This window comes from Butyricimonas faecalis, from assembly GCF_003991565.1.
In the GTDB taxonomy this organism is placed as follows: Bacteria; Bacteroidota; Bacteroidia; order Bacteroidales; family Marinifilaceae; genus Butyricimonas; species Butyricimonas faecalis.
This window is the reverse complement of sequence record NZ_CP032819.1, coordinates 3,173,235-3,194,602: the sequence shown is the minus strand read 5'-3', so window position 1 is coordinate 3,194,602 and position 21,368 is coordinate 3,173,235. Positions and strand designations below refer to the sequence as shown.

Here is a 21,368-nt window from a genome sequence, read left to right as displayed (position 1 = left end):
TCCACTAACGTTAAAAACTCTAAACATAATATTTCGTTAATCTAAGAATCAATCCCTCCTAAAAATATCACGAGTATAAACCTTATCTTCAACATCCCCAAGACTGTCATCAAAACGGTTTGCAATAATAGCTTTACTCATCTCCTTGAATTTGACAAGGTCATTGACAACCTTGCTACCGAAAAATGTTTCTCCATCTCCAAGGGTTGGCTCGTAAATGATTACTTCTGCCCCCTTAGCCTTCACACGTTTCATAATTCCCTGAATAGCAGATTGACGGAAATTATCAGAATTTGCCTTCATTGTCAAGCGATAAACCCCAATAGTGCAAGCATGTTCTTTACTTGAATCCCATTGTCCGTTCTCACCATAGTAACCTGCCATTCTCAACACCGCATCTGCAATGTAATCCTTACGGGTTTTATTAGACTCCACGATGGCAGACATCATGTTTTGTGGTACATCTTGATAGTTGGCAAGCAACTGCTTTGTATCTTTCGGTAAACAATATCCCCCGTAACCGAAAGAGGGATTATTGTAATGCGTGCCGATTCGAGGATCAAGTCCCACTCCCTCTATGATTGATTTTGTATCGAGTCCTTTCATCTCTGCATACGTGTCAAGTTCGTTAAAATAGCTCACACGCAAGGCAAGATAAGTATTGGCAAAAAGTTTCACTGCCTCCGCCTCCTTCATTCCCATAAAGAGCGTGTCAACATCTTTCTTAATAGCCCCCTCTTGCAAGAGAGCCGCAAATGTCTTGGCAGCCTCTTCCAACATTTCAACATCTGTCACAGCCTTTATTGCCTCGTTCTCCTCTGCTAATCCGGGTTTGTTTATAATTTTAGGATAGCCCACTATGATCCGACTTGGGTACAGATTATCATACAAGGCTTTACTCTCACGCAAAAACTCCGGCGAGAAGAGTAAATTAAACTTTTTCACTCCCTTTTGAGCGTACTTGACATAGAGATTGCGAGTGTACCCCACCGGAATGGTACTCTTGATAACCATCACCGCATCGGGGTTTACCTCCAGGACCAAATCAATCACCTCTTCCACACGAGAGGTATCGAAATAGTTTTTCACCGGGTCGTAATTGGTCGGGGCGGCGATCACCACGAAATCCGCATCACTATAAGCATTCTTACCATCGAGGGTGGCTACCAAGTTTAAGGACTTTTCTGCCAAATATTTCTCGATGTAATCATCTTGAATCGGAGAGATCCTGTTGTTCAGTTTCTCCACCTTTTCAGGTATCACGTCTACCGCCTTCACTTGATGATGTTGGGACAACAATGTCGCTATACTCAAGCCAACGTAACCGGTCCCGGCCACAGCGATTTTTATATCTTCAAATTTGTTCATGACGTGAATTTTATTGTTTCATTTATATTTTTTGATTCAAATAATTACCCTCAACCTACCAAAAATTTCCTTATCCCCTCCACCTGCCTCATCCCATGCACATCCCCCGCATAATAATCAATCAACCCCGCATCATGCAACCTCTCCGCTCCCCGTTGCGCCTCCTTCCCGTAATACCCCGCAAACGACAGAATATTCACCTGCAACCGACAATTCCTATTCTTCAACTCCTCCCCATGTCGGACAATATCATCCCCCAGAATGCGTACCGCTCCGGATGAGCCAGTACCACCTCATATCCCCTAGCCTGTAGCTCGAACACTACTCGATCAAAAAAAGGTGAGGGAGATAAAAAACTATGTTCCACCAGTACCCGGTTTTCATCCCCGGACAGAATCTCTCCCCGGTCGATCAAACCCAACATGTACTCTCCGACACGGTACTCGGCTCCCAAGTCCAATTTTATCTTAACCCCCTCCTTTTGCAAACCAGCCCGAAGATTTTCCAACAAGGGACGAAGATTTTCCCGCCCGTTCATCAGGGTAGGGAAATAAACATGAGAAGTACTCGTCACTCGCCTTACTCCAAGCTCAGACAACTCTTTCAATATGGCTATTGCCTCCCCGTAAGTCCTCACCCCATCGTCCACCCCGGGGAGAATATGCGAATGAATGTCACGCGTGTAATCAAAAAGCACTTGCTTCCGTTTTCGAAACCACCACATGATTCACTCTATTCCTTATGTTGCTTGTTATAATAGCTACCATACCCGTATCCATACTTGTAATAATGGATTCTCCGGGATACGCCGTTGACAATAACCCCGCAATTCGTTACATGGTGTTCGCTCTCCAGGGCTCGCAAAGAGGCTAACATCCCTCGCGGCAACACGTTCAAGCGAGTCACGCAGATACAGGCGTCCGCTTGTTTTATCATCGTTAAAGCATCTGCAAGGATTCCCACGGGAGGTGTATCCAAAACAACACAATCGTACTGCTTTTTCAGCTCTGTCAACATTTTTACAAACCGCTCCCCGGAAAGTAAAGTTATCGGGTTAGGGGGTACATCTCCCCCGAACAGGACATCCAGGTGATCACCCAGCGAATGCACCAAACTTTTCCACTCCGGTTCCATTCCCGCCAAGTAAGCCGATAGCCCCCGGGAGTAGTCCTTGTGAAGATACGTGTGTAACCTTGGATTACGCAAATCACACCCGATCAGTAATGTCTTTTTACCCGCTTTGGCATAAGCCTGGGCTAAATGAGCGGCCACCAGCGTTTTCCCCTCACCCGGTACCCCGGATGTCACCAAAAGCACGGCACAAGCTTTCTCTCCCAGCATGTAATTTAACTTCTCCCGTACCACCTGCATGGATTCCGACACGGAGAAATTCTCCCTCTGCAAAGTAGTCTCTTCCTTACACAATTCGGGGATGTTCCCCAGTACGGGAAATGGGAGTGCCCTTTTCACTTCGTCAACGGAACACACTTTATCGTTCAACGTTTCTAGCAACAGGATGATTCCCGCCGGTATTCCAATCCCAAGTATCAACCCCACAAGCATGATCAAGGCTTTTTTAGGCTCCACGGGAGCGTTACCCGCTGAGGGGTCTTCTATAATCTTAGCCGTGGCCACGTAGATCAATTTCGCGATCTCCGCTTCTTCCCGCTTTTGCATCAGGAAAAGGAAGAGGTTTTCCTTCAGTTCCTGTTGACGGGCGATGGCACGGTATTGTTTTTCTTGCGTGGGCACGGAGTTCAGCATCTTGTTCACGGAGGTGTTCTCTTTTTCCACGCTCTTTAACTTGATCAGCAAGCCGCTTTCCACGTTGGAAATCGTTTCCTGTATATTTTTCTTCAACTCCCGCAACTGCGTGTTTAATCCCATCACGATCGGGTTACTCTCGCTGGCACTTTGCAGCAATTTACCCCGACGTAGCACCATCTCGTTGTAACGGGCAATCCCGGCATTTAATCCCTCGTCCGAAAGTCCCAAGTTTTCCGGCAACAAGGTAAACTCGTCCACCCGCTTTTGCGTGATCGCTGCACGGATACTCCGTAACACATCCAACTCGGTCTGCAATTTCAACAACTCGGCCTCCGACTGTTTTTTACGTTCCATCACGAAAGCGGCATCCGAGGTGATGTCCGTCAACCGGTTGGTCTTCTTGAAATTCTCCGCGCTCCGCTCAATCGAACCCAGTTCCTGGTTAATCACGTCCAAACGCTCGTTGATGAACTCGACCGTGGCTTCCGAAACAATCCTTTTATTATCGATCCCGTTCCGGTTATAGCGTTTAACCAACGTGTTGATAATAGCAATCCCCCTGGTCGGAACAGCATCCTTTAAAGACACCAGTACCGAATTCGTGTTTTTTACCAGTATCTGTACGTTCAGGTTCTTGGAAAAACGATCCGTCGTCTTCCGGTAATCGGACAAGTCTACCCGGATTTTTTCCCGGGAAGACACTTCCCCGTTTCGTTCTATCGACAAGTGATAATCGCCCATGGAAACGCTCTCCGAGTAATGTCCGCTCCAAATTTCCTTCCCGTCAAGGTCCGACAAAACCACCACGTTTGCCGTGTCCAACGTGACATAGAAAGAGGTATCCCGAATCCCGGCGGGGTTATCCACGAGTACTTTCACGGGTGAGGAGTCGTACAGTTCCCGGTCCCGCAAGAATCCCTCGCGAAAGTAACGGATATTCAAATCCAGTTCTTTCACCACTTCCCGCAGTAAATTCTTGGACTGCAATTCCACAATCTCGTTTTCCACGAACATATCGGTAGCAGCAAATCCCAGTTCTTTCATCATCACGTTTGATCCCAGTTCCCCTTTTTTAGAGTCGCTGATCATCACTTTCCCCGTCACGTTATAGATAGGTACCCGGCTTTGACAAACCAAAAAAGCGATGAGCAGACACAAGGGAATCGAAACGACAAACCAACGCCAGCGGGAGATAAATTTCTCCACCACCACTTTTATATCCATGCTCTCGGGATCGCCCCCGTTCTCTCTGTTCAAGTTATTGTATTCCATATTATCCCTGTTTCAAATTAGCGAATCGCGATGGCCAAAATGGCTACCAACGTGGAGATACTCGATAACACGTAAGGCAGGAATGCCCCGGCGTTGCCCCCGACAATCCGGGCTTTATTGGGCTCCACGTAAACCACGTCGTTCTGTTGCAAGTAGAAAAACGGGGAGTGAATGATTTTCTCGGACGTGAGATCCAACTGGGCGAAAACTTTCTCGTCACCCTCCTCCCGCATCACCAGTACGTTTTTACGTTTCCCGTTGATCTGCAGGTCGCCCGCCATGCCCAACGCGTCAAAGATGGAAACCCGCTCGCTGTTCACCTTGTAACTCCCCGGGAGCTTTCACCTCACCCAGTACCGTTACCTTGAAGTTCAAGTACTGGATGGTCACGATCGGATTTTTCAAATAACCGCTCAACTCTTCCTTTAACTTGGCTGCCAACTCCGTTCGGGACAGCCCCTCCACCTTGATCTTGCCCAGCACCGGGAAATCGATCGTCCCGTCCGTGGCCACCAAGTAACCGTAAAGTTGTTCGTTACCCGATCTGGTATTATTCTGTCCCAACCCGATCATCGGCGTGTTAAAGGGAAGCGCAGCCTCGATGTCATCACAAGAGACCACGATCGACAACAGATCATCCACGTGAATCACCGTCCGGTATTGCAACGCCGCTTTCACCCTGGAATTGACCTTCGCATCCTGCAGGTACACCACGTCTTTTGGGGAAGCGCAAGCCCCCAGCAGACAAACCAGCATACCGATAAAAAACATCCTTCTAGTTCCCGTCATTACTTGTAAATCATTATTTGGTTAAATTTCATTTTCAAACTCCCTCCCCCCTTCGGGGTACTCCCTCTATAAACAGAGGGAGAGTTGAGCTACTCACCGTCTTCAAGAAGAAATTACAACCCTTTCCCGATGTAAGGGGAAGTTGGAGGGGGTGGTTTACTTGATGGCAATACCCTCAGGGAGTTTCTCCCGGTCCAGCATCTCGAAGCGGGAGTTCCTCGATTTAAACTCGGGGACAATCCGTTTCATCAATCGCACGGTATCCTCGATCTTTACCGCCAAGGCCAATTCCTCCAGCCGGTCGTAAGCCTCCAGTATCTCGTTCCGCTTGTACTCTCGCACTTTGGCTACCCGGATCTTGGCATTCCCGGTAGGAATCGTGTTTTCCTCGCTACTCAATACCTCCTCGTATAATTTCTCTCCCGGACGCAGCCCGATAAACTTGATTTGGATATCCTCGTTCGGGACGTATCCCGCCAGGCGAATCATCCGTTCGGCCAAATCGACGATCTTCACGGGCTCTCCCATGTCAAAAACGAATATCTGGTTACCCGTGCTCATCGCGGCCGCCTCCATCACCAAGCGGCAAGCTTCCGGGATGGTCATGAAAAAGCGGGTGATCCCCGGGTCGGTAACCGTCACCGGGCCACCCCGCTCGATTTGTTTCCGGAAATAAGGGATCACGCTACCGTTACTCCCCAGTACATTTCCGAAACGAGTCGTGACAAAACGAGTTTTACCTTTCACTTCCCCACGCTCTATTGCTAATCCTAAACTTTGTACATATATTTCCGCCAACCGTTTGGAGGCTCCCATCACGTTGGTGGGATTCACCGCCTTGTCCGTGGAGATCATCACCATCATATCGACATCGTATTCCACGCAAAAATCGGCCACCAACCTCGATCCCTCCACGTTGACCCGGACGGCCTCGCAAGGATTTTCTTCCATCAACGGGACGTGTTTGTAAGCCGCGGCATGGAATACCACCCGGGGATGATACATCTCGAATGCCATTCGCAGGCGCTCCTTCTGACGGACATCACCGATAAAAGGCGTGAATGTCAATCCGGGAAAATTCCGTTCCAGTTCGAGCCGAAGTTCATGCATCGGCGTTTCCGCGTTATCAAACAAGACCAAATGCTTCACGCCGAAAGTTGCCAACTGACGGCACAACTCGCTGCCAATACTACCGGCCGCTCCCGTGACCATCACTACCTTGCCCGCAAAATACGCCGCAATCTCTCGTGTGTTTACCCGGATCTCCTCTCGTCCCAGCAAATCCTCTATCCGGATCTCCCGGATAACCGTCTTTTTCGCCCCGTCACCCAACACGTCTATCGGCGGGGAAACCAGGTTCTTTACCCCGTTCTCCTGGCAAAAACGAACTAACCGGTCTTTCTCCCGGCGAGCCTCCTCGTGAGAGGGATATAAAAGACCGTTTATGTTATACTTTTTTACAAAACGAACAAAATTCGGCTCGTCCGCGAAATAATAAACCGGCAATTCCGATATCACAAAAGATTTCAAGTACTTGTCGGGATTCACGAACCCCACCACGTGATAATGTTTGCTGGTATGCATTCTTTTTTTCAAGGCCACGCTTTTATCCCCGGTACCGTAAACAAGAACCCTCGTCTTCCCCGAACCATACAGTGAAATCGCGAAATCGTAAACCAGCACGAGTGTTACCCGGAAACCGACCAGCACAGCAGTCGTTACGAGGAAATCGATCAAGCCGCAAGCAAAAAGATGCTGCCCGAACAAGTGTTCCCCCGAAACAAGAATCATCCCTACCAGCAGGATTTCCTTCAGCAACACCGCCATCCCCATCCGCCCGATACTTTTGATCGTGGCGTGTCGGATGATGTTACGGTTCACGCTCAACCCCCAGAATGCCAAAAAACTGGTCAGGCATGTCCCAATCATGACCAAGACATAGGTTGAGCGGGACAAGTCGATAATAAAGTTATCAACGAAAAGAAGTGTAACAAATGAACTGCCGGCAGATAAAAAAATATCCACCAAAAGGATTGCCCGAGAGTTCATGTATTTCTTCCCTTCGCGTAAACGATCGCATATCGAGTGAAGTGAATTCTTCATTTTAGAATCATGTTAAAAAGGCGCCCCCTCCGGTAGTATTTAATAGCTTGATCCGGCATATTGAAGTACGGTGGAGGGAGACGCCAGCACTGATACATAAACAATGGTTTTGAGCTGATGCTCCAGTGTGAATTAGATATATTTATTCTTCTTTTCAAACTCCATGTTGCGGGCAGCGAACTCTCGTTTCGCCAGGATGTAAAATACTTGTCCCGAACCCGCGGGGGAAAACTCCCCCTCGCGTGCCAGTTGCTCGATCATCTCGTCCTCCACCTGGCGGACCCGGGCGGACAACCGGGCTCGCTCTCCCTTCAACCGCTCCCGTTCTTCAAGCGGTAATTCCAGCAGGCCGATCACGTCATCGTACAGGCAAATCGCCTCCCACCAGTCAAGCAAGTCGCCCCGGTAACTTCCCCGCGTGTACCCCAGCGCTTCCGTCACCAGCTTGCCGGCCAACTTCCCGCATTCCTCGTCACCCGTGAAGTAATAGCAATTACACAACAAACGGCAGGCGTTCGGGGTACGGCACGGTAACACCAGCTTGTCGCTTCCCCACGGCGTCAGTATGTCGTAAGCCGCGTCCACTCCTTGCTCCAGGAATTCGAGATCCGAGTGCAGCTGGTAAACGTCCATCAAGTCAGCCGCGTAACCGGCCCGGGTATCCGCCGGGAGATCCTTCTTCCGAACCAGCACCTCGTACCGCCGGGCGATATCTTTCGCTCGCTCGTGTATCTCGTGCGGGGTGCCGAAATCGGCTTCCAGCCACGGGTAAACCCGTACCATCGCGTAAACCGTCAAGTAACCGTGAAGGTAACCGGACTGCTTGTCGGGGGGAAACGAGCGGAAATCTACCTCCCGTAGCCGACCGTACAATTCATGAAATAAACCTTTCTCCATCATCTTTTTCTACTCTACTCGTTCCAGGAAGGAGCCCGGGATGTAGGACGTCGCTATGGACACCACGCCTTCCAGGCGGATAACCACCCGCTTGTGCCCCATCAGGCGAACCAGCTCGCCCTCCAGCCCCTGCAGGGGACCCTTGATCACTCGTACCCGGTCTCCCCGCTTCAGGTTCTTGTTCAGCACTTCCACCCCCTCCGGGGAAAAATCAAGCAAGAACATGAAATCGCGCATTTGCTTGTCGGGAACGATCAACGAGCCACGACCCTCGATATCTTTCAGGTAAACGATATTCAGCCCGTGGTCGTTTATCAACGAGAAACTCGTCGCTTTATCCGTGTGAATAAAAATCATCCCGTGGATCAAGAGCACCCGGATCGTTTTACGACCCAGCGGCGTTTCCCGGACTTGCTCTTCCTGGGGCAGGAAATTCTCGATCCCCAGCTCGTCAAGCCGCTTCTTTATCCACAACTCTTGATTCACGCGAGTGTGAGCCACGTACCAGTTTATCTTGTTATTGTCAACCATTTATCCTTTGATGTTCCCTTGTCAAGGGATTGTATTGAATTTCAAACAACCTTCTTCACGCTTCCCGGCCGGGCGCGCTTCGCGCACTAACCCTGTTACCGGTCCCGATTTATTGCCACGTGTCCCACGCCCCCCACTTAAACAGTGATATTTATTATAGAGGCACGAAAGCTGTCTCATTAAACCATTTTTTATATCAAAAAATCATCGTTTAATGATACCAGCACTTAACAACAAATTGTCTGAAATCGTAAAAATGCAACCACTTGATTACTAAAAAGAAAAAATTATTTATTTTTATTTACGAGATTCGAAAATTTACTATATTTGTAGCGCATTAAACGATCCTATAATAAGATTCAAAATCCCATACAAACAGTTGATTAACAAGTGAATACAAAAACACCAATTTCACCTTGTATATACGTTATTTAACCATTTTCCTCACTTGTATAGGGATTTCCTACTCTTTCGCTACCCCACGAACCTACCATGGGACTGTCTAACAAGTTTTAGACAGCATCACAACTACCCCCTCCAACTTCCCCTTACACAGGGAGAGGGTTGATTGCCAAGCGTTTTTTCCTTCCCGTGTAAGGAGGAGTTAGGGAGGATGGCTATCGTATACGTTCTATCATTGCCACAAGATTTCGTCAATGGGCAACGGGACGATTGAATTTGAGTAAAAAAAACGATAATTAAGCATTTAGAGGCTTACCAGATAACTTATCACGAATCAATAGTAAACCCAGATAACAAAGCAGTCCATTAAGCAGGAGAATCTCGAAGCCGAATTTATACCCGAAAAGGAGTTGTTCCGAGTAACAATTCACCACGTAAGAGAGCACCGGTGAAAGCAAGCAGACCCAAGGAAGATATTTCTCCCGTACCTGATATTTTGTCGTCAGACCGAATGTGAAAAGTCCCAGGAGAGGCCCATACGTATAGCCTACTGCTTTAAAAAGAGATGATATGACGCTCGAATTATTCAATTCACGGAAGAGGACAACCACGAAAATCATCAGTAACGAAAACACGATATGTACCCCGATCCGCTTTTTCTTCTCCTCTCTATTACCTGGATCTATTTTCAGAAAATCAATACAGAACGAGGTCGTCAAAGCCGTTAATGACGAATCGACGGAAGAATAGGCCGCGGCAGTTATTCCCAGCAAGAAAAACAGTCCGGCCGTGGCCCCGAAATAATTCAGGGAAAGGAACGGGAACACGTCATCAGACTTCCCGGGAAGCACGATTCCTTCTCTTTCCGCATATATATAAAGCAAGGCCCCCAACATCAGAAACAACACGTTCGTCACAAGAAACAAAAAAGAGAAGGAAAACATGTTCGTCTTACACTCCCGCAAGGAGCGACACGTCAGGTTCTTCTGCATCATGTTCTGGTCCAACCCATTCAGACAGACCGTGATCGCCACTCCTGCCAAAAACTGTTTCACCGTGTTCTGGCCGGACCTCCAGTCAAAATCAAACACCCTGGAAAGAGGACTTTCCTTTACAGCAGCAAGGGCTGACGAGAAATTAAAATCCAACGCCTTATTTACCACCACGATTGTCAAACCGACAGAGATCAGGATAAACACGGTTTGCAATGTATCGGTCCAAACGATTGTCTTGATCCCTCCCCGCACGGTATAAATCCACACGAAGGCAATCGTGATAAACACGGTCAGCCAGAAAGGCACGCCTATAGCATCAAAGAATGCCAGTTGTAACACGCCGACAACCAAGAATAACCGGAAGGAAGCCCCCACGAGTTGCGACACGATAAAAAAGAAAGAACCCGTCAACCGGGCCTTCTCCCCGAAACGAGTTCCCAACCAAGAATATATAGAAACCAAATGCTGCCTGTAAAACAAGGGCAAAAGCACGAGTGCAATCACGATATATCCCACGCAATTACCGAAAACCAAGGTCAGGTAAGTCCAGTGCGTATTACCGACTTCCCCGGGGATAGAGATAAACGTCACCCCGGAAAGCGTTGTCCCGATCATCCCGAAAGCCACCAGATACCAAGGGGAATTCCGGTTTGCGGTAAAAAACATCTCACTATTGACTTTTCTGGTCGTCACGAAGCCAACCAGAATCAACAATAAAAAATAAGCTAATAAAACCGTTAAAACTAAACTCGTGGACACAGGCACAATGATTTTTATTCCACGACAAATATAGCATAAATAAGATTATAACGTACATGAGGTTCATAAAGCCCGTAAAATAGATACGTGTACTTTATGAACCTTATAAAGTTTACTCCGGAACGTAAATAATTTCTCCGTTTTCAAGCTCATACGCGATCCCCACTTTCTTCCCGCGTTTCCCCGACTGGTTTTGGTCTTCCGAAGGCGTGTAGCGATTTATCTTTTCCCCTTCCTTGGTAATAATCTCCATATTTTCCTTTCCCGGATTTTTTACCATCGTGAAATCCTCTGTCGAGAGCATCTCCGTCATATTATATCTTGTCACCAACGCTACCATCAGAGCCACGGCAAACACCATCGCCACATCAAAAAGATTCGACACCGCACTAATCGGGTCATTATCCTCTTCTTTTTTTAACAGATTACGTTTCATCTCTTCTCATTCTTTTCATTCAACACTTCCACGAGACATTCCAAATTAGTCATGTCCTGCAAATACCAACGCTGTTTTACCTGCTGGGTCAAGAAACCGATGGCCCCGGCCACTAACCCGATCACCGTCGTGGCAAAAGCGACCTGCATATTATAGGCCATCGAGGCAATATCACCCGTGGACAAACCGACCAAAGCAGGTCCCATCGGAATCAAGGTTCCCATCAAACCTAAGATAGGTCCTAACTTTGTCAACGTTTTGGATATTGCCAAGTCCTTATCCGCCGCGATCTCGAAATTAGCCAACAAGCGTTGAACTTGTGCTTTATTCTGTTGCTCTGCCAAGATGCGCTTCATAAACATCACGACCAGAGAATTACTCTTTTCCGGTAATTTCTCTGCCAAATGATCCACGTTATCCACGTGCAATGTTTCCATTTGCTCCCGGATCACCTTATCCGTCTTACGAATAGAAACATATTGGCCAAAGAAACTCCCCACCAGTAAAAGGGAACGAAAAAACAACAGAATCAACAACACGATAACAGGTACTAACAATCCTGTTGAAATCCAAAACATGATATCAGAAATAGCATTCATTATCTTCTCAATTTAAAAGTTAGTTTTCTTTTGATCACATACACGATCCACCCTACAATAGCTCCCACTAAAAACAGTATAATACAGCCGGTCAATGCCGACCAGTCCACATCACTTACTCCATCTACAGCCGTTCTCCCGTTTACCGTGGCAATAATTCCTAAAATTGCCACCAAGGCATTCGTCAGGAAAAACAATTCCAGACGCAACTCTTCTTCCGGCAACAACCACCTGACCAACCATCTTCCCACAGGAATAACCACGAAAACAAACAGGCCAAACAGCCAGGCAATCAATTTAAATGAAACTCCCGGAAAAGAGAATATCGCTTGGGTCAAACCGAAAAACAGAACCGGGAATATCAAAACTCCCGGAAACCAATACAATACACGATATGCCCACATCATACGCCTTTTGACCGGAGAGAAATTTGCCACGTGAACAGCCAACAGGCAGAATGCCATCTGCAAAACAATCTCCAAGGTCAACACGACGGAAGTGTCCAACATCAATTGATTGTCCGACAACCAATCAGCAATTTGTGTCTTTGATTGTTCGATAGCATAAGGCCACACCAGAATCACAAATACGGCAGCAATAGCGGCAGTGACGCCCACCGCTATTGGCTTCCAGAAGGTTTGTTTCAATAAAAAATTAAATGCCGTCAGTAATATTAATATCAATACAATTGTGTCCATTATTACATTCTGTTTCTACGTCTTTTACGCATCAAAACCGCCAGACTACCCAAAATTACTACAACACCGATAACAATCCAAACGGAATTCACCTTATTTGTGTGTTTGTGTGTCTCAGAAGCGATTTCATCCTTCTTCATCACGACACCTTTGGACTGATCTGCCGCCACTTCCCGTACATTTTTTATACTGTTCTGATATTGCTTGGCTACTTCGGGAGTTGCTTTAGATGCGATAAAATCACGCAATTTGGCATTATCGCATACAAATCCGGAACAAGCCGGCTTATACTTCTGAATCAGGTCCGTATGCAATTTCGATAAATCGGCCAATTGCTGTTCCGTGGCTTTCCACATCCCTTTACGTGCCGTCTCCATCATAACAGCCGTGATTTCCTGTAAGGCTGCCGGACTCTGTTGCTCAAAGAAATCCTGTACCCCTAGGTTAAATTTATCTTTTACATACACGTTGTAAATCTCGTCCCACATTTCGTTATCGATCACCGAAGGTTTCATCACGTTCCAACCGTAAGTGTTACGAACAATTTCGGCAAAACCGGCAGCCGAGGTCGCTTCTCCTTTCATCTTCTCCTTGATATAAGAAGGGTTAAAGATCGTGGTTCTCGACTCCACACCGATCGCCTCTTTTACTTCCTGCATTTTATTGTTATTCCGGTTCCGGTAGTCACTGAAATAAGCATCCGGATCCTTTCCCGTCACGTTACGAACTGTCAGGTTCAAGCCTCCCATAAACTCGTACACATGATCCAGACTCAACGCCCCCCACGTGTTACTCTGCCGGGGTTGAACCACCACGTCCGTCCGGGTCAAAGCGGCCTCAAAAGCAAACTGCTGGAATTTTTCCCAGTTTTTCTCGCTGCCGTAATAAGCACCCATATTATTCAAATAGGTTGCAGCTATTTCCGATTCATCTTCCCAACGATCTCCGGCGTCGACCATCCCCTGTATTCCGGCTCCGTAACCGCCATTCGCACCCCCGAAGACCCGGAAAGTTGAAATCTCACGCGCATCTTTCGGAGAGATTCCCTTGTCAATCAACGTCTTTTCCGCTTCCAGTACCCCGGCGGCCACTTGATTCTCGTATTGATCATCTTTGGCAGCCGCGGCCATCTCCACGGCCCGATTCACCAAGAAAAGACGAGATGCGGCAATATCCCGCAACTGCCCGGAAGTCTGGACAACCACGTCAATACGCGGACGCCCCAAATCAGCCGACGGGATTAATTTCAAATCGCTTACCCGTCCGAAAGCATCCCGCACGGGTTCCACGCCAAGCATATACAACACTTGAGCAATCGTGGCTCCACCCGTTTCAATAAATTCTCCGGACCAAAGCGTGTAGCTGACCTTTTTCGGGAACTCCCCGTTATGTCGTTTCCGGTACATCTCGATTGTACTCTTTGCCAACTGCACTCCTTTCTCCCAGGCTGATTCCGTAGGTGTTTCCTCTGCATTTATCGCAAAAAGATTACGCCCCGTCGGCAACGTGTTCGGGTTCACGATAGGATCACCCCCGGGAGAAGGAGCCGTGTAACCGCCATTTAGGGCATTCATCAGCGACTGCAATTCAACCTCCGGACTATCCTGTAATGCCCGCTTATAATTATTCACGTTTTTCAACGTCCGTTCCACTTCCACGATAGCCAGCGCCTTGTTCACCTCTTCTTTGGAATATTCCTTGGCTTTCTTTCCCATCATCGCTTGCATCATGGCACTCATATCCGGGCCTTTTTCACCGTTTTCACTTTCCATTGCCGCTTTCATTTTCTTCAAAGCCTCTTCGGGTGCCCCCATCTTCCTTGCTATCTCCAATCGCTCTTCGAGAGTCTTCCCTTCCCCCATCCGCTTCATCATATTCTTCATCATCCCGGCCATTGAAAGCCCGGACTCTTTCTTCTTCACCGGTGTAATTTCCGGTTGTTTTGCCGCGGCAGCCATCATCATCGCCATCATTCCCTTGGGAGTATTCCGATCCTGATCGATTTCACGAGCCTGTGCCAGTTCTTCTTTCGAGATACCTGCCACCTGGCAAATAAAATCATCGTTCACGCTCTCCCGTCCATCCAGCAATCTCTGCACCAATCGCTTAGCGGGATCAAGATAACGTTCGGTAAATATAGTCTTCCGTTTCAACACACCCGCATCCGCCTTTCCTCTCAACCGATCCAAGCCGAACAACCCGTAGGCAATCGGGTCGGTTGACATCGAATAAACGGACGATTCAATCCGGGATGCCTCATAGGGGATGCCCATCGTGTACAGTTGCCCGGTAACCTTCTCCGCGGCCAACTCGTCCGCAAAATTCTCGATCTTCAATATTTCTTCTTCCGTGTAAGGAACATTCAACACGCTATCCAAGCCCAACTCCCGATGCATTCCCAAGGAAACGGCTAATTCTTTCACGGACAGGGCTGCTTGCTCCACCTCCTTCGAATTGGCTGTACCTTTTTCCGGATAAGCTTTCTGATTATATATCTTTATTCTTTCCGTTAAATTCCGATAGATACCCCTCACGTTACTCTCCATAAACGGGGGTGTCAGGTAAGATTGTAACACACCATATCCCCGACGCTTGGCAATCATCCCCTCACCCACATCGCCGATAGAGTAGATATAAAGATGAGGCACGCTACCCACCAGTCGATCGGGCCAATCCAAATCACACAAGGCAGCCTGCTTTTTAGGCGTAAATTCCAAACTACCATGCGTTCCGAAATGAATCATTGCATCCGCTTTGAATCCGTACTGCATCCACAAATAAGCAGCCACGTAAGAATGAGGGGGTGCAACATCCGTTCCGTGTACAATCTGGAAGGCGTTATCCCCGCCTCCGGCTGCCGGTTGAGGCATAATGACCACGTTCCCGAACTGTATGCGGGATACCCCTAATTTGCCATCGGCAGTACTCATGTATTCCCCGGGGAACTCCCCGAAAGCGGCTACCACCTCGGCATATTTTTCCGGCCGTAAAGCCTGTCTCACCCAACTCTCATATTCCTCTTTCGAAATCAACAGCGGGTGGCTCTCTTTCAGGAAATGATCCATCACCCCGCTTGCATAAGTACCGAACACGGCACCTTCCGCCATGATCATTTTCTCCAACTCCTTGGAATTTGCCGGCAGATTCTCTACCCGGTATCCCTCTTCTTTCATCTTTTTCAAAAGATTATACAACGAGGGTACCACTTCCATCCCGGCAGCACTCATGGCACTTTGTCCCGGACCTTTATAGTAGTAAATCACAACTCGTTTCTCGCTATTCGGCTTTTCCTTCAAAGCCAACGTCTTTTGAATATTCTCCACGTACGTTTTCAACCGTGAAGGTACCGCAAAAGAATGACGCAATCCCTCTTTATCCTCGTACTGGGCAAAGAGAGCCGACGTACGGATAGCCCCGTCAATTTCCGGCGTAACAATACTTTGGGACATAAATCCTCCGGACATTCCCATCGGGTCCCGCTCCCATTCCTCTACCAGACTATTTACGGTCAACGGGGCAAACAACAAGATATTACGTTCTTTCAAATATTTCACGACATCATCTCCCAACCTGCCATGCGCCATATTGATAATCGCATCCGGACTAATTTCACGCATGAAATCAAGCAGACGTCGTAAAGACAGAACCGGATAAACATTGTATCCCATGCGCTCCAACGTATCGATCAATCCCGTGGCATCAGCCATTTGTCCGGTCACCACGATTTTTTTCGCTCCCTCTTTATATAGTTGTTTACTCTTCAAATATTTCTCGTATTCCTCCACGGAAATAAAATCAAGCTCGTCCCCCGGCTTATCCAGATCGACATGGTACAACACGTCCGAAGCTCTTTCGATCGGGGCTTCCGGTTCCTCCACGGAAATGAGTTTCTTATCCATGTTTTTCCGGATGTAGTTCAGCATATTCTTGTAATTCCGTCTTCCTCCGCTCCCCAGATAACCCCTCAAAGCAACCTGGTCAACCGAATCGATCGTGCATATATTATTTGCCGGATTCGTCGCCATCGTCGTGTACACGAGCACTCCTTTATCTGCCGCTTTCTGTATCTGCTGCCGTTGTTCTTCCACAACACGCAAGCCCATACCATTCACAAATACCATATCAAAACCGGACAACCGATCCAGTTCCTCCACAGGTACCTCTTGCAATTTAATAAATGAATTGTCATTCGCCTTCGCAATACCTCCCATCGTAATCGTCTGGAAATTCACGAAAGCAATCTTGGTGGTCCCGAACCAGACGTTATACGCCCAGATCCCCAACAAGACGACAATTAAAAAACATCCTAACGTAAGCCACTTTTTTTTCATCCTTATTCTCTTTTATGAATCATAATTTTAATAAATCTGCTATATTCACTGACAACGTCCCGATAAACCCGATTCCCCTCTGCAGGGTCACCGATTGATCGGCTGTCACGTTTTTATCTCTGAAGTCAAACAAGTTATCAATACCTGCCGTGAAACGAAAACCTCTCGGGAAACGAGCGCCAAGATTCAAAGAACAAAAGGTCCGGCTCTCGTATTCATTTTTCACGTAACCGCCCGCACTATTCTTGTACCACGTCTCCACTGAAGACATCCACCGCCCGTTTAAAGCTGCCGACAAAGTAATCTTCCCGAACGTCTTGGAATAATTTGCCGTAAAAGTCAAACTATGCGGGCGGTCACTCGCCATATTATGTCCATCCACTTCGGAATGCACGTCAATATAAGCGTAGGCTCCTTTTAAGGTCAACCCATTTCTAAAGCGGAATTGCGCCATCACGTCAACCCCCGTTCTCGTTGCATCATCCGCATTATAATACTGCTGATTTTTCCCGTCCGGGGCCAATCCCAATGCAATTTCATCAAAAAATCTCGTGTAATATCCGGACACGGAGCCATTGAAGATTCCCTTTGTTACCTCTGCAGACAGCGTTCCCTGATGACTGATTTCAGGCTTTAGATCTTCGTTCCCGTATATCATGAAAAAGCCCTGTCCGCCCATGTCATATTCACTATGCAATTCTTTCAAGGAGGGTATACGAAATCCCATCCCGTAGCCACCGCGTAATGTCAAAACACCATATTTGTACATCAATGAAATCTTCGGACTCGCATGAAAACCGTATTTTGAATGACAATCCGAACGAACTCCTGCCAACATGCTAAACGAATTGCTTATCTTATAATCTTCCTGCAAGTACAACACATACGTCTGGGCGTCAAATTTCTTTCCCGAGCCGTTATCAAACCAATAATGTTGCAATTTCTGGGTATTCACTTCTATACCGGCTGTCAAGGTATGTTTTTCATGTATGCTCCCGGTATAATTCAACCGAACGGTATTGGTAAAATCTCCAAAAACCTTTTTGGAAGGCAACGAAGTAGTATAGACGTAACGCTTCTCGTAATTCTCTAGCACATACGAGAAATCTAATATATGAGAAGCATTTATAGCGTAATACACCCGAGGGTTTATACTGTAATTAGAAAAGCGATCCTGCTCTTTTTGCTCCACGTATTCCAGCACGTCGTTATTGTAATATGTCCCATTCAAGGAGATTCGAAAATTCTCGTTAAACGTGTAGCTTAATTTCTGATTCGCCTGCCAGATCTCGAATCCGTTCACACTGGACATCCCTTTCTTCGACGTATCCGCAACCACAGAATCTCTCCCATATATATCTTTATAATACGAATACTCAATCTGCCCTTCTTTATCTTTTAAAGCATAAGCCTCCCGTTTACGGTAGGAAAGAGAGGTCAATGCAGAAAAACGTCCTTGTTTGGTTCCCAAAGACAGAGAATATTTACTCTCGTCATTATTGCCATAGCGCACGGAAACGTTGCCCGTAAAAGGACGATTCGCATCTTTCGTAATAATATTTACCACACCCCCCATTGCTTGAGAACCGTAAAGAGTGGACATCGGTCCCTTGACAATCTCAATACGTTCTACATTATCCATATCAATCAAACTATAATCAATATTATTACTGGATCCCTCTCCGGCAATACGTTCTCCATCAATCATAAATAACACGTACCCCCCGGCAGATCCTTGGAATTTCAATTCCGGTAACCCAGAACCGTGGGCCAGCCCGAACTGTAAGCCCGGCATTTCATATTCCAGTAAACTTTGCAAATCCAAGGGGTTTACCTGTGCTATATCTTCCTGTGAAATCACGCGGGTAAGCACCGGGACATCCTTCAACGGTTTCAGCGTACGGGTTCCCGTGATCACCACTTCATTCAACGCGTTATTACTCGGTGTCAACACAAAACGATACAAACTGTCACCCCCAGGAGTCACCTCTCGTTCCTGCGGTTCATATCCCGTGAAGCTCACCCGTAACACACACTTATTCTTCGATGACAACTTAAAAGAAAATTCTCCTTTAGCGTTTGTTCCGGCTCCGACCACCGTTCCCTTTACCCACACAGATGCTCCCGGCAATCCCTCGCCCTTCTCATCAGTAACAATCCCCTGCACTTTAAAAGCAGGAGCCTCATGGGTATGCTCATCAGCCATCAACGCTGATGATGACAAAAGAATAAAAAACAATATCAATAATTTACACCTCATAAAACTCTTTTTATGGAAAAAAGAGACTATCTAACAAATCTGTTTTTAACGACTACCACCCCCTCCTTGCATAGGAAGGAAAACCGCCTGTCAATCAACTCTCCCCCTGGTATAAGGGGGAGTTGGAGGGGGTAGTTTGATATTAAATAAGACTTGTTAGACACCCTCTTGATTAATCATGAATAAAAATTATTTTAGAGGATACTCATAATCAAATGTAGCTGCCTCATTTTTGCCCGTGGCATCAGACATATCCGTGAAACGTAATTTTGCATATTTGCCATCGGCAGTTTTCACAACAAACACTTTTCCATTAATTTTGTACGTGTACGGAGGCATTGATCCGGTAGGAGTTGCCGTTACCCATTTAGCCAGCACCTCGTTAACCTTCGTGGGTTGATATCCGATAAAGCCAGTCATCATTCCCGACATATCCACCATAACCTCTCCGTCCACGTCAGAAGTAAAACTCTCCCCCGTAACATCGGCAGAAGTAACACTTTCCAAATCCGAGGTTTGTAACATGATGGCTGCACCACCATTCGTTTTTATATCATACCGATGGAAGGCAAGATCCCATTCGAAAGAAGTTTCATCACCATCCACGCCATAAGTCTTTCCGGTAGATTTTCCGACAAGGTCTCCTCCCATATTCATTTGCATCCCTCCATCTTCCATTGCCTTTACATTCATGTATAAAGCAAGGTCAAAGTCTGCGTTCTTCGTCGTACCGATTGTTCCATTTATCGACATATAATAATCCGTAGAGGTGGCATTCTCCTTTTCCATGGCAACAACAGACTTCTCACTTGAGATCTTCCATATATTACCCTCCTTTTTAGCAATAGCTTTTAAAGAAAAACTAGCGTTCGTTGTTTCTGTTCCACTCATCGCACCAATTTTACAAGCCGGGAAGGAAATAACCACGGTATCCCCGATGCCTTCATTAATTACCATCAGCAAAGAATCGGTATTTTTTATAAGCGTATTAGAACTCAAATCCCCGTAATACACTCCCGCTACAGCTCCTTCCATACTTTTCACGTTCAGTGTCTTTACCGTCTTTCCCTCCTTAAAACTAAAATATGACCATGCATTATATGGATCACAATCTACGGTAACAGACTTTCCAATCCAAGAATCACCGTTGTTATTCTTCGTACAAGAAGCAAAACACGCCCCAACAACATAAACCACAAGAAACCAATTCATCTTTTTCATTATATTTAAAAATTTAGTTTAATAACAATATAGCGCTACAAAAGTAAAGTCGCCCACCTCCACCCACAATCCCTTAAAATGGGTAAAAAAGATCCCTCCCTAATTGATTATAGGGATGACATATCCGTTAAGTTATGCCCGTAAATAAAAAATCCCCGCTTATAAGCGAGGAAATATATCATTATATAATCAGATTTTACTTTACACTAATCGTAATAAGAAATACTAAATAGGTCTAAGTTCTATCGTCAATCCCATTGCAGAGGCTATTTTATACAACGTAGCAACAGTAGGAACAGTAAGCCCACGCTCAATTCGTGAAATATATCCTTTATCTGCTCCGATACGGTCTGCGAGTTCTTGTTGCGTTAGCCCCGCATTTTTCCGTGCATCAAGCAGTATTTGAGCATTATATTCCTCCCATGCCCTCTCTCTGTTTTTTTCTCGTTCAGGAGAACCTTCCTTGCCAAGGCATTCATCAAGCCATGCATCAACATCGTAAATGTCTTTACTGATTTCCTTTAGTTCCATAATATTCCTCCTTTAACTTTATTGCTTTCCTAATTTCACTATCTGGTGTTTTTTGTGTCTTTTTTCTAAATGCATTAAATAAAACGACAATCACTTCCCCGTCATATATAAAGAAAATTCGAAATTCATTATTTCCATAACTTACACGAAATTCATATAACCCATCACGAATGAACTTAATATAGTGTCTTGGCATTCGATCTTCCACCTTAAACAAATCCAATGCACGTTTTATTTTTCCACGTTCTTCTTGCGATAAGGTTGAAATGAAGTCCGAAAAATACCTCTTATATGCAATGATCTTTTTCATCATACAAATATAATGAATGTTATATAATTATACAACATTCGTATTGATTATTTCATGTTTTTCTCATCTCCAAACAGGAATATACTAAGTGAATTAGTG

18 protein-coding genes are annotated in these 21,368 nt (G+C 46.3%); all 18 read right to left on the bottom strand.

Annotated elements, in window-relative coordinates; all coding sequences use genetic code 11:
• Positions 1-48 precede the first annotated feature (48 nt).
• Positions 49-1,368, bottom strand: coding sequence for a UDP binding domain-containing protein (locus D8S85_RS13630; RefSeq protein ID WP_106481146.1), 1,320 nt, complete (start codon positions 1,366-1,368; stop codon positions 49-51).
• Positions 1,369-1,418: 50 nt separating this feature from the next.
• Positions 1,419-1,595: a hypothetical protein gene (locus D8S85_RS21540; protein ID WP_172726519.1), complete on the bottom strand. Its 177-nt coding sequence runs from the start codon at positions 1,593-1,595 to the stop codon at positions 1,419-1,421.
• Positions 1,592-2,092 carry a CpsB/CapC family capsule biosynthesis tyrosine phosphatase gene (locus D8S85_RS13625; protein WP_127075246.1) on the bottom strand — a complete coding sequence of 167 codons (501 nt, stop codon included), beginning with the start codon at positions 2,090-2,092 and terminating at the stop codon, positions 1,592-1,594. Before D8S85_RS13625 ends, D8S85_RS21540 begins: the two co-directional genes overlap by 4 nt.
• An 8-nt stretch (positions 2,093-2,100) precedes the next feature.
• The gene (locus tag D8S85_RS13620; protein WP_228423226.1) at positions 2,101-4,407 is read right to left on the bottom strand and encodes a GumC family protein; all 2,307 of its coding nucleotides are present in this window, start codon (positions 4,405-4,407) and stop codon (positions 2,101-2,103) included.
• Positions 4,408-4,424: 17 nt separating this feature from the next.
• Positions 4,425-4,727, bottom strand: coding sequence for a polysaccharide biosynthesis/export family protein (locus D8S85_RS21930; protein ID WP_240648660.1), 303 nt, complete (start codon positions 4,725-4,727; stop codon positions 4,425-4,427).
• A complete protein-coding gene (locus tag D8S85_RS21925; protein WP_240648658.1) occupies positions 4,699-5,196 on the bottom strand; it encodes a polysaccharide biosynthesis/export family protein in 498 nt (165 codons plus the stop codon). The genes D8S85_RS21930 and D8S85_RS21925 overlap by 29 nt, the downstream gene beginning before the upstream one ends.
• A gap of 156 nt (positions 5,197-5,352) precedes the next feature.
• Complete coding sequence (locus D8S85_RS13610) at positions 5,353-7,299, bottom strand: polysaccharide biosynthesis protein (protein WP_106481144.1); 1,947 nt, start codon at positions 7,297-7,299, stop codon at positions 5,353-5,355.
• A gap of 132 nt (positions 7,300-7,431) precedes the next feature.
• Entirely contained in the window at positions 7,432-8,199 is a 768-nt protein-coding gene (locus tag D8S85_RS13605) for a hypothetical protein (protein WP_228423224.1), read from the bottom strand.
• 6 nt (positions 8,200-8,205) lie between these two features.
• Positions 8,206-8,727, bottom strand: a complete 522-nt coding sequence (locus tag D8S85_RS13600; RefSeq protein ID WP_106481143.1) for a UpxY family transcription antiterminator — start codon at positions 8,725-8,727, stop codon at positions 8,206-8,208.
• A gap of 698 nt (positions 8,728-9,425) precedes the next feature.
• Entirely contained in the window at positions 9,426-10,883 is a 1,458-nt protein-coding gene (locus tag D8S85_RS13595) for a sodium:solute symporter (protein WP_106481142.1), read from the bottom strand.
• Between the two features lie 112 nt (positions 10,884-10,995).
• Positions 10,996-11,319 (bottom strand): DUF2149 domain-containing protein, encoded by a 324-nt coding sequence (locus D8S85_RS13590; protein ID WP_087419139.1) that lies wholly within the window; start codon positions 11,317-11,319, stop codon positions 10,996-10,998.
• On the bottom strand, positions 11,316-11,918 hold the full coding sequence (locus D8S85_RS13585) for a MotA/TolQ/ExbB proton channel family protein (protein ID WP_106481141.1): 603 nt from the start codon (positions 11,916-11,918) through the stop codon (positions 11,316-11,318). Before D8S85_RS13585 ends, D8S85_RS13590 begins: the two co-directional genes overlap by 4 nt.
• A complete protein-coding gene (locus tag D8S85_RS13580) occupies positions 11,918-12,616 on the bottom strand; it encodes a hypothetical protein (RefSeq protein ID WP_106481140.1) in 699 nt (232 codons plus the stop codon). Before D8S85_RS13580 ends, D8S85_RS13585 begins: the two co-directional genes overlap by 1 nt.
• Before the next feature lie 2 nt (positions 12,617-12,618).
• Complete coding sequence (locus tag D8S85_RS13575; RefSeq protein WP_127075244.1) at positions 12,619-16,947, bottom strand: cobaltochelatase subunit CobN; 4,329 nt, start codon at positions 16,945-16,947, stop codon at positions 12,619-12,621.
• A 19-nt stretch (positions 16,948-16,966) separates the two neighbouring features.
• Positions 16,967-19,207, bottom strand: coding sequence for a TonB-dependent receptor (locus D8S85_RS22100; protein ID WP_106481138.1), 2,241 nt, complete (start codon positions 19,205-19,207; stop codon positions 16,967-16,969).
• A gap of 189 nt (positions 19,208-19,396) precedes the next feature.
• The gene (locus tag D8S85_RS13565; RefSeq protein ID WP_127075242.1) at positions 19,397-20,428 is read right to left on the bottom strand and encodes an HmuY family protein; all 1,032 of its coding nucleotides are present in this window, start codon (positions 20,426-20,428) and stop codon (positions 19,397-19,399) included.
• A gap of 225 nt (positions 20,429-20,653) precedes the next feature.
• The gene (locus tag D8S85_RS13560; protein ID WP_106481136.1) at positions 20,654-20,959 is read right to left on the bottom strand and encodes a helix-turn-helix domain-containing protein; all 306 of its coding nucleotides are present in this window, start codon (positions 20,957-20,959) and stop codon (positions 20,654-20,656) included.
• Complete coding sequence (locus D8S85_RS13555) at positions 20,937-21,272, bottom strand: type II toxin-antitoxin system RelE/ParE family toxin (protein WP_407712131.1); 336 nt, start codon at positions 21,270-21,272, stop codon at positions 20,937-20,939. The genes D8S85_RS13560 and D8S85_RS13555 overlap by 23 nt, the downstream gene beginning before the upstream one ends.
• Between the last annotated feature and the right edge of the window lie 96 nt (positions 21,273-21,368).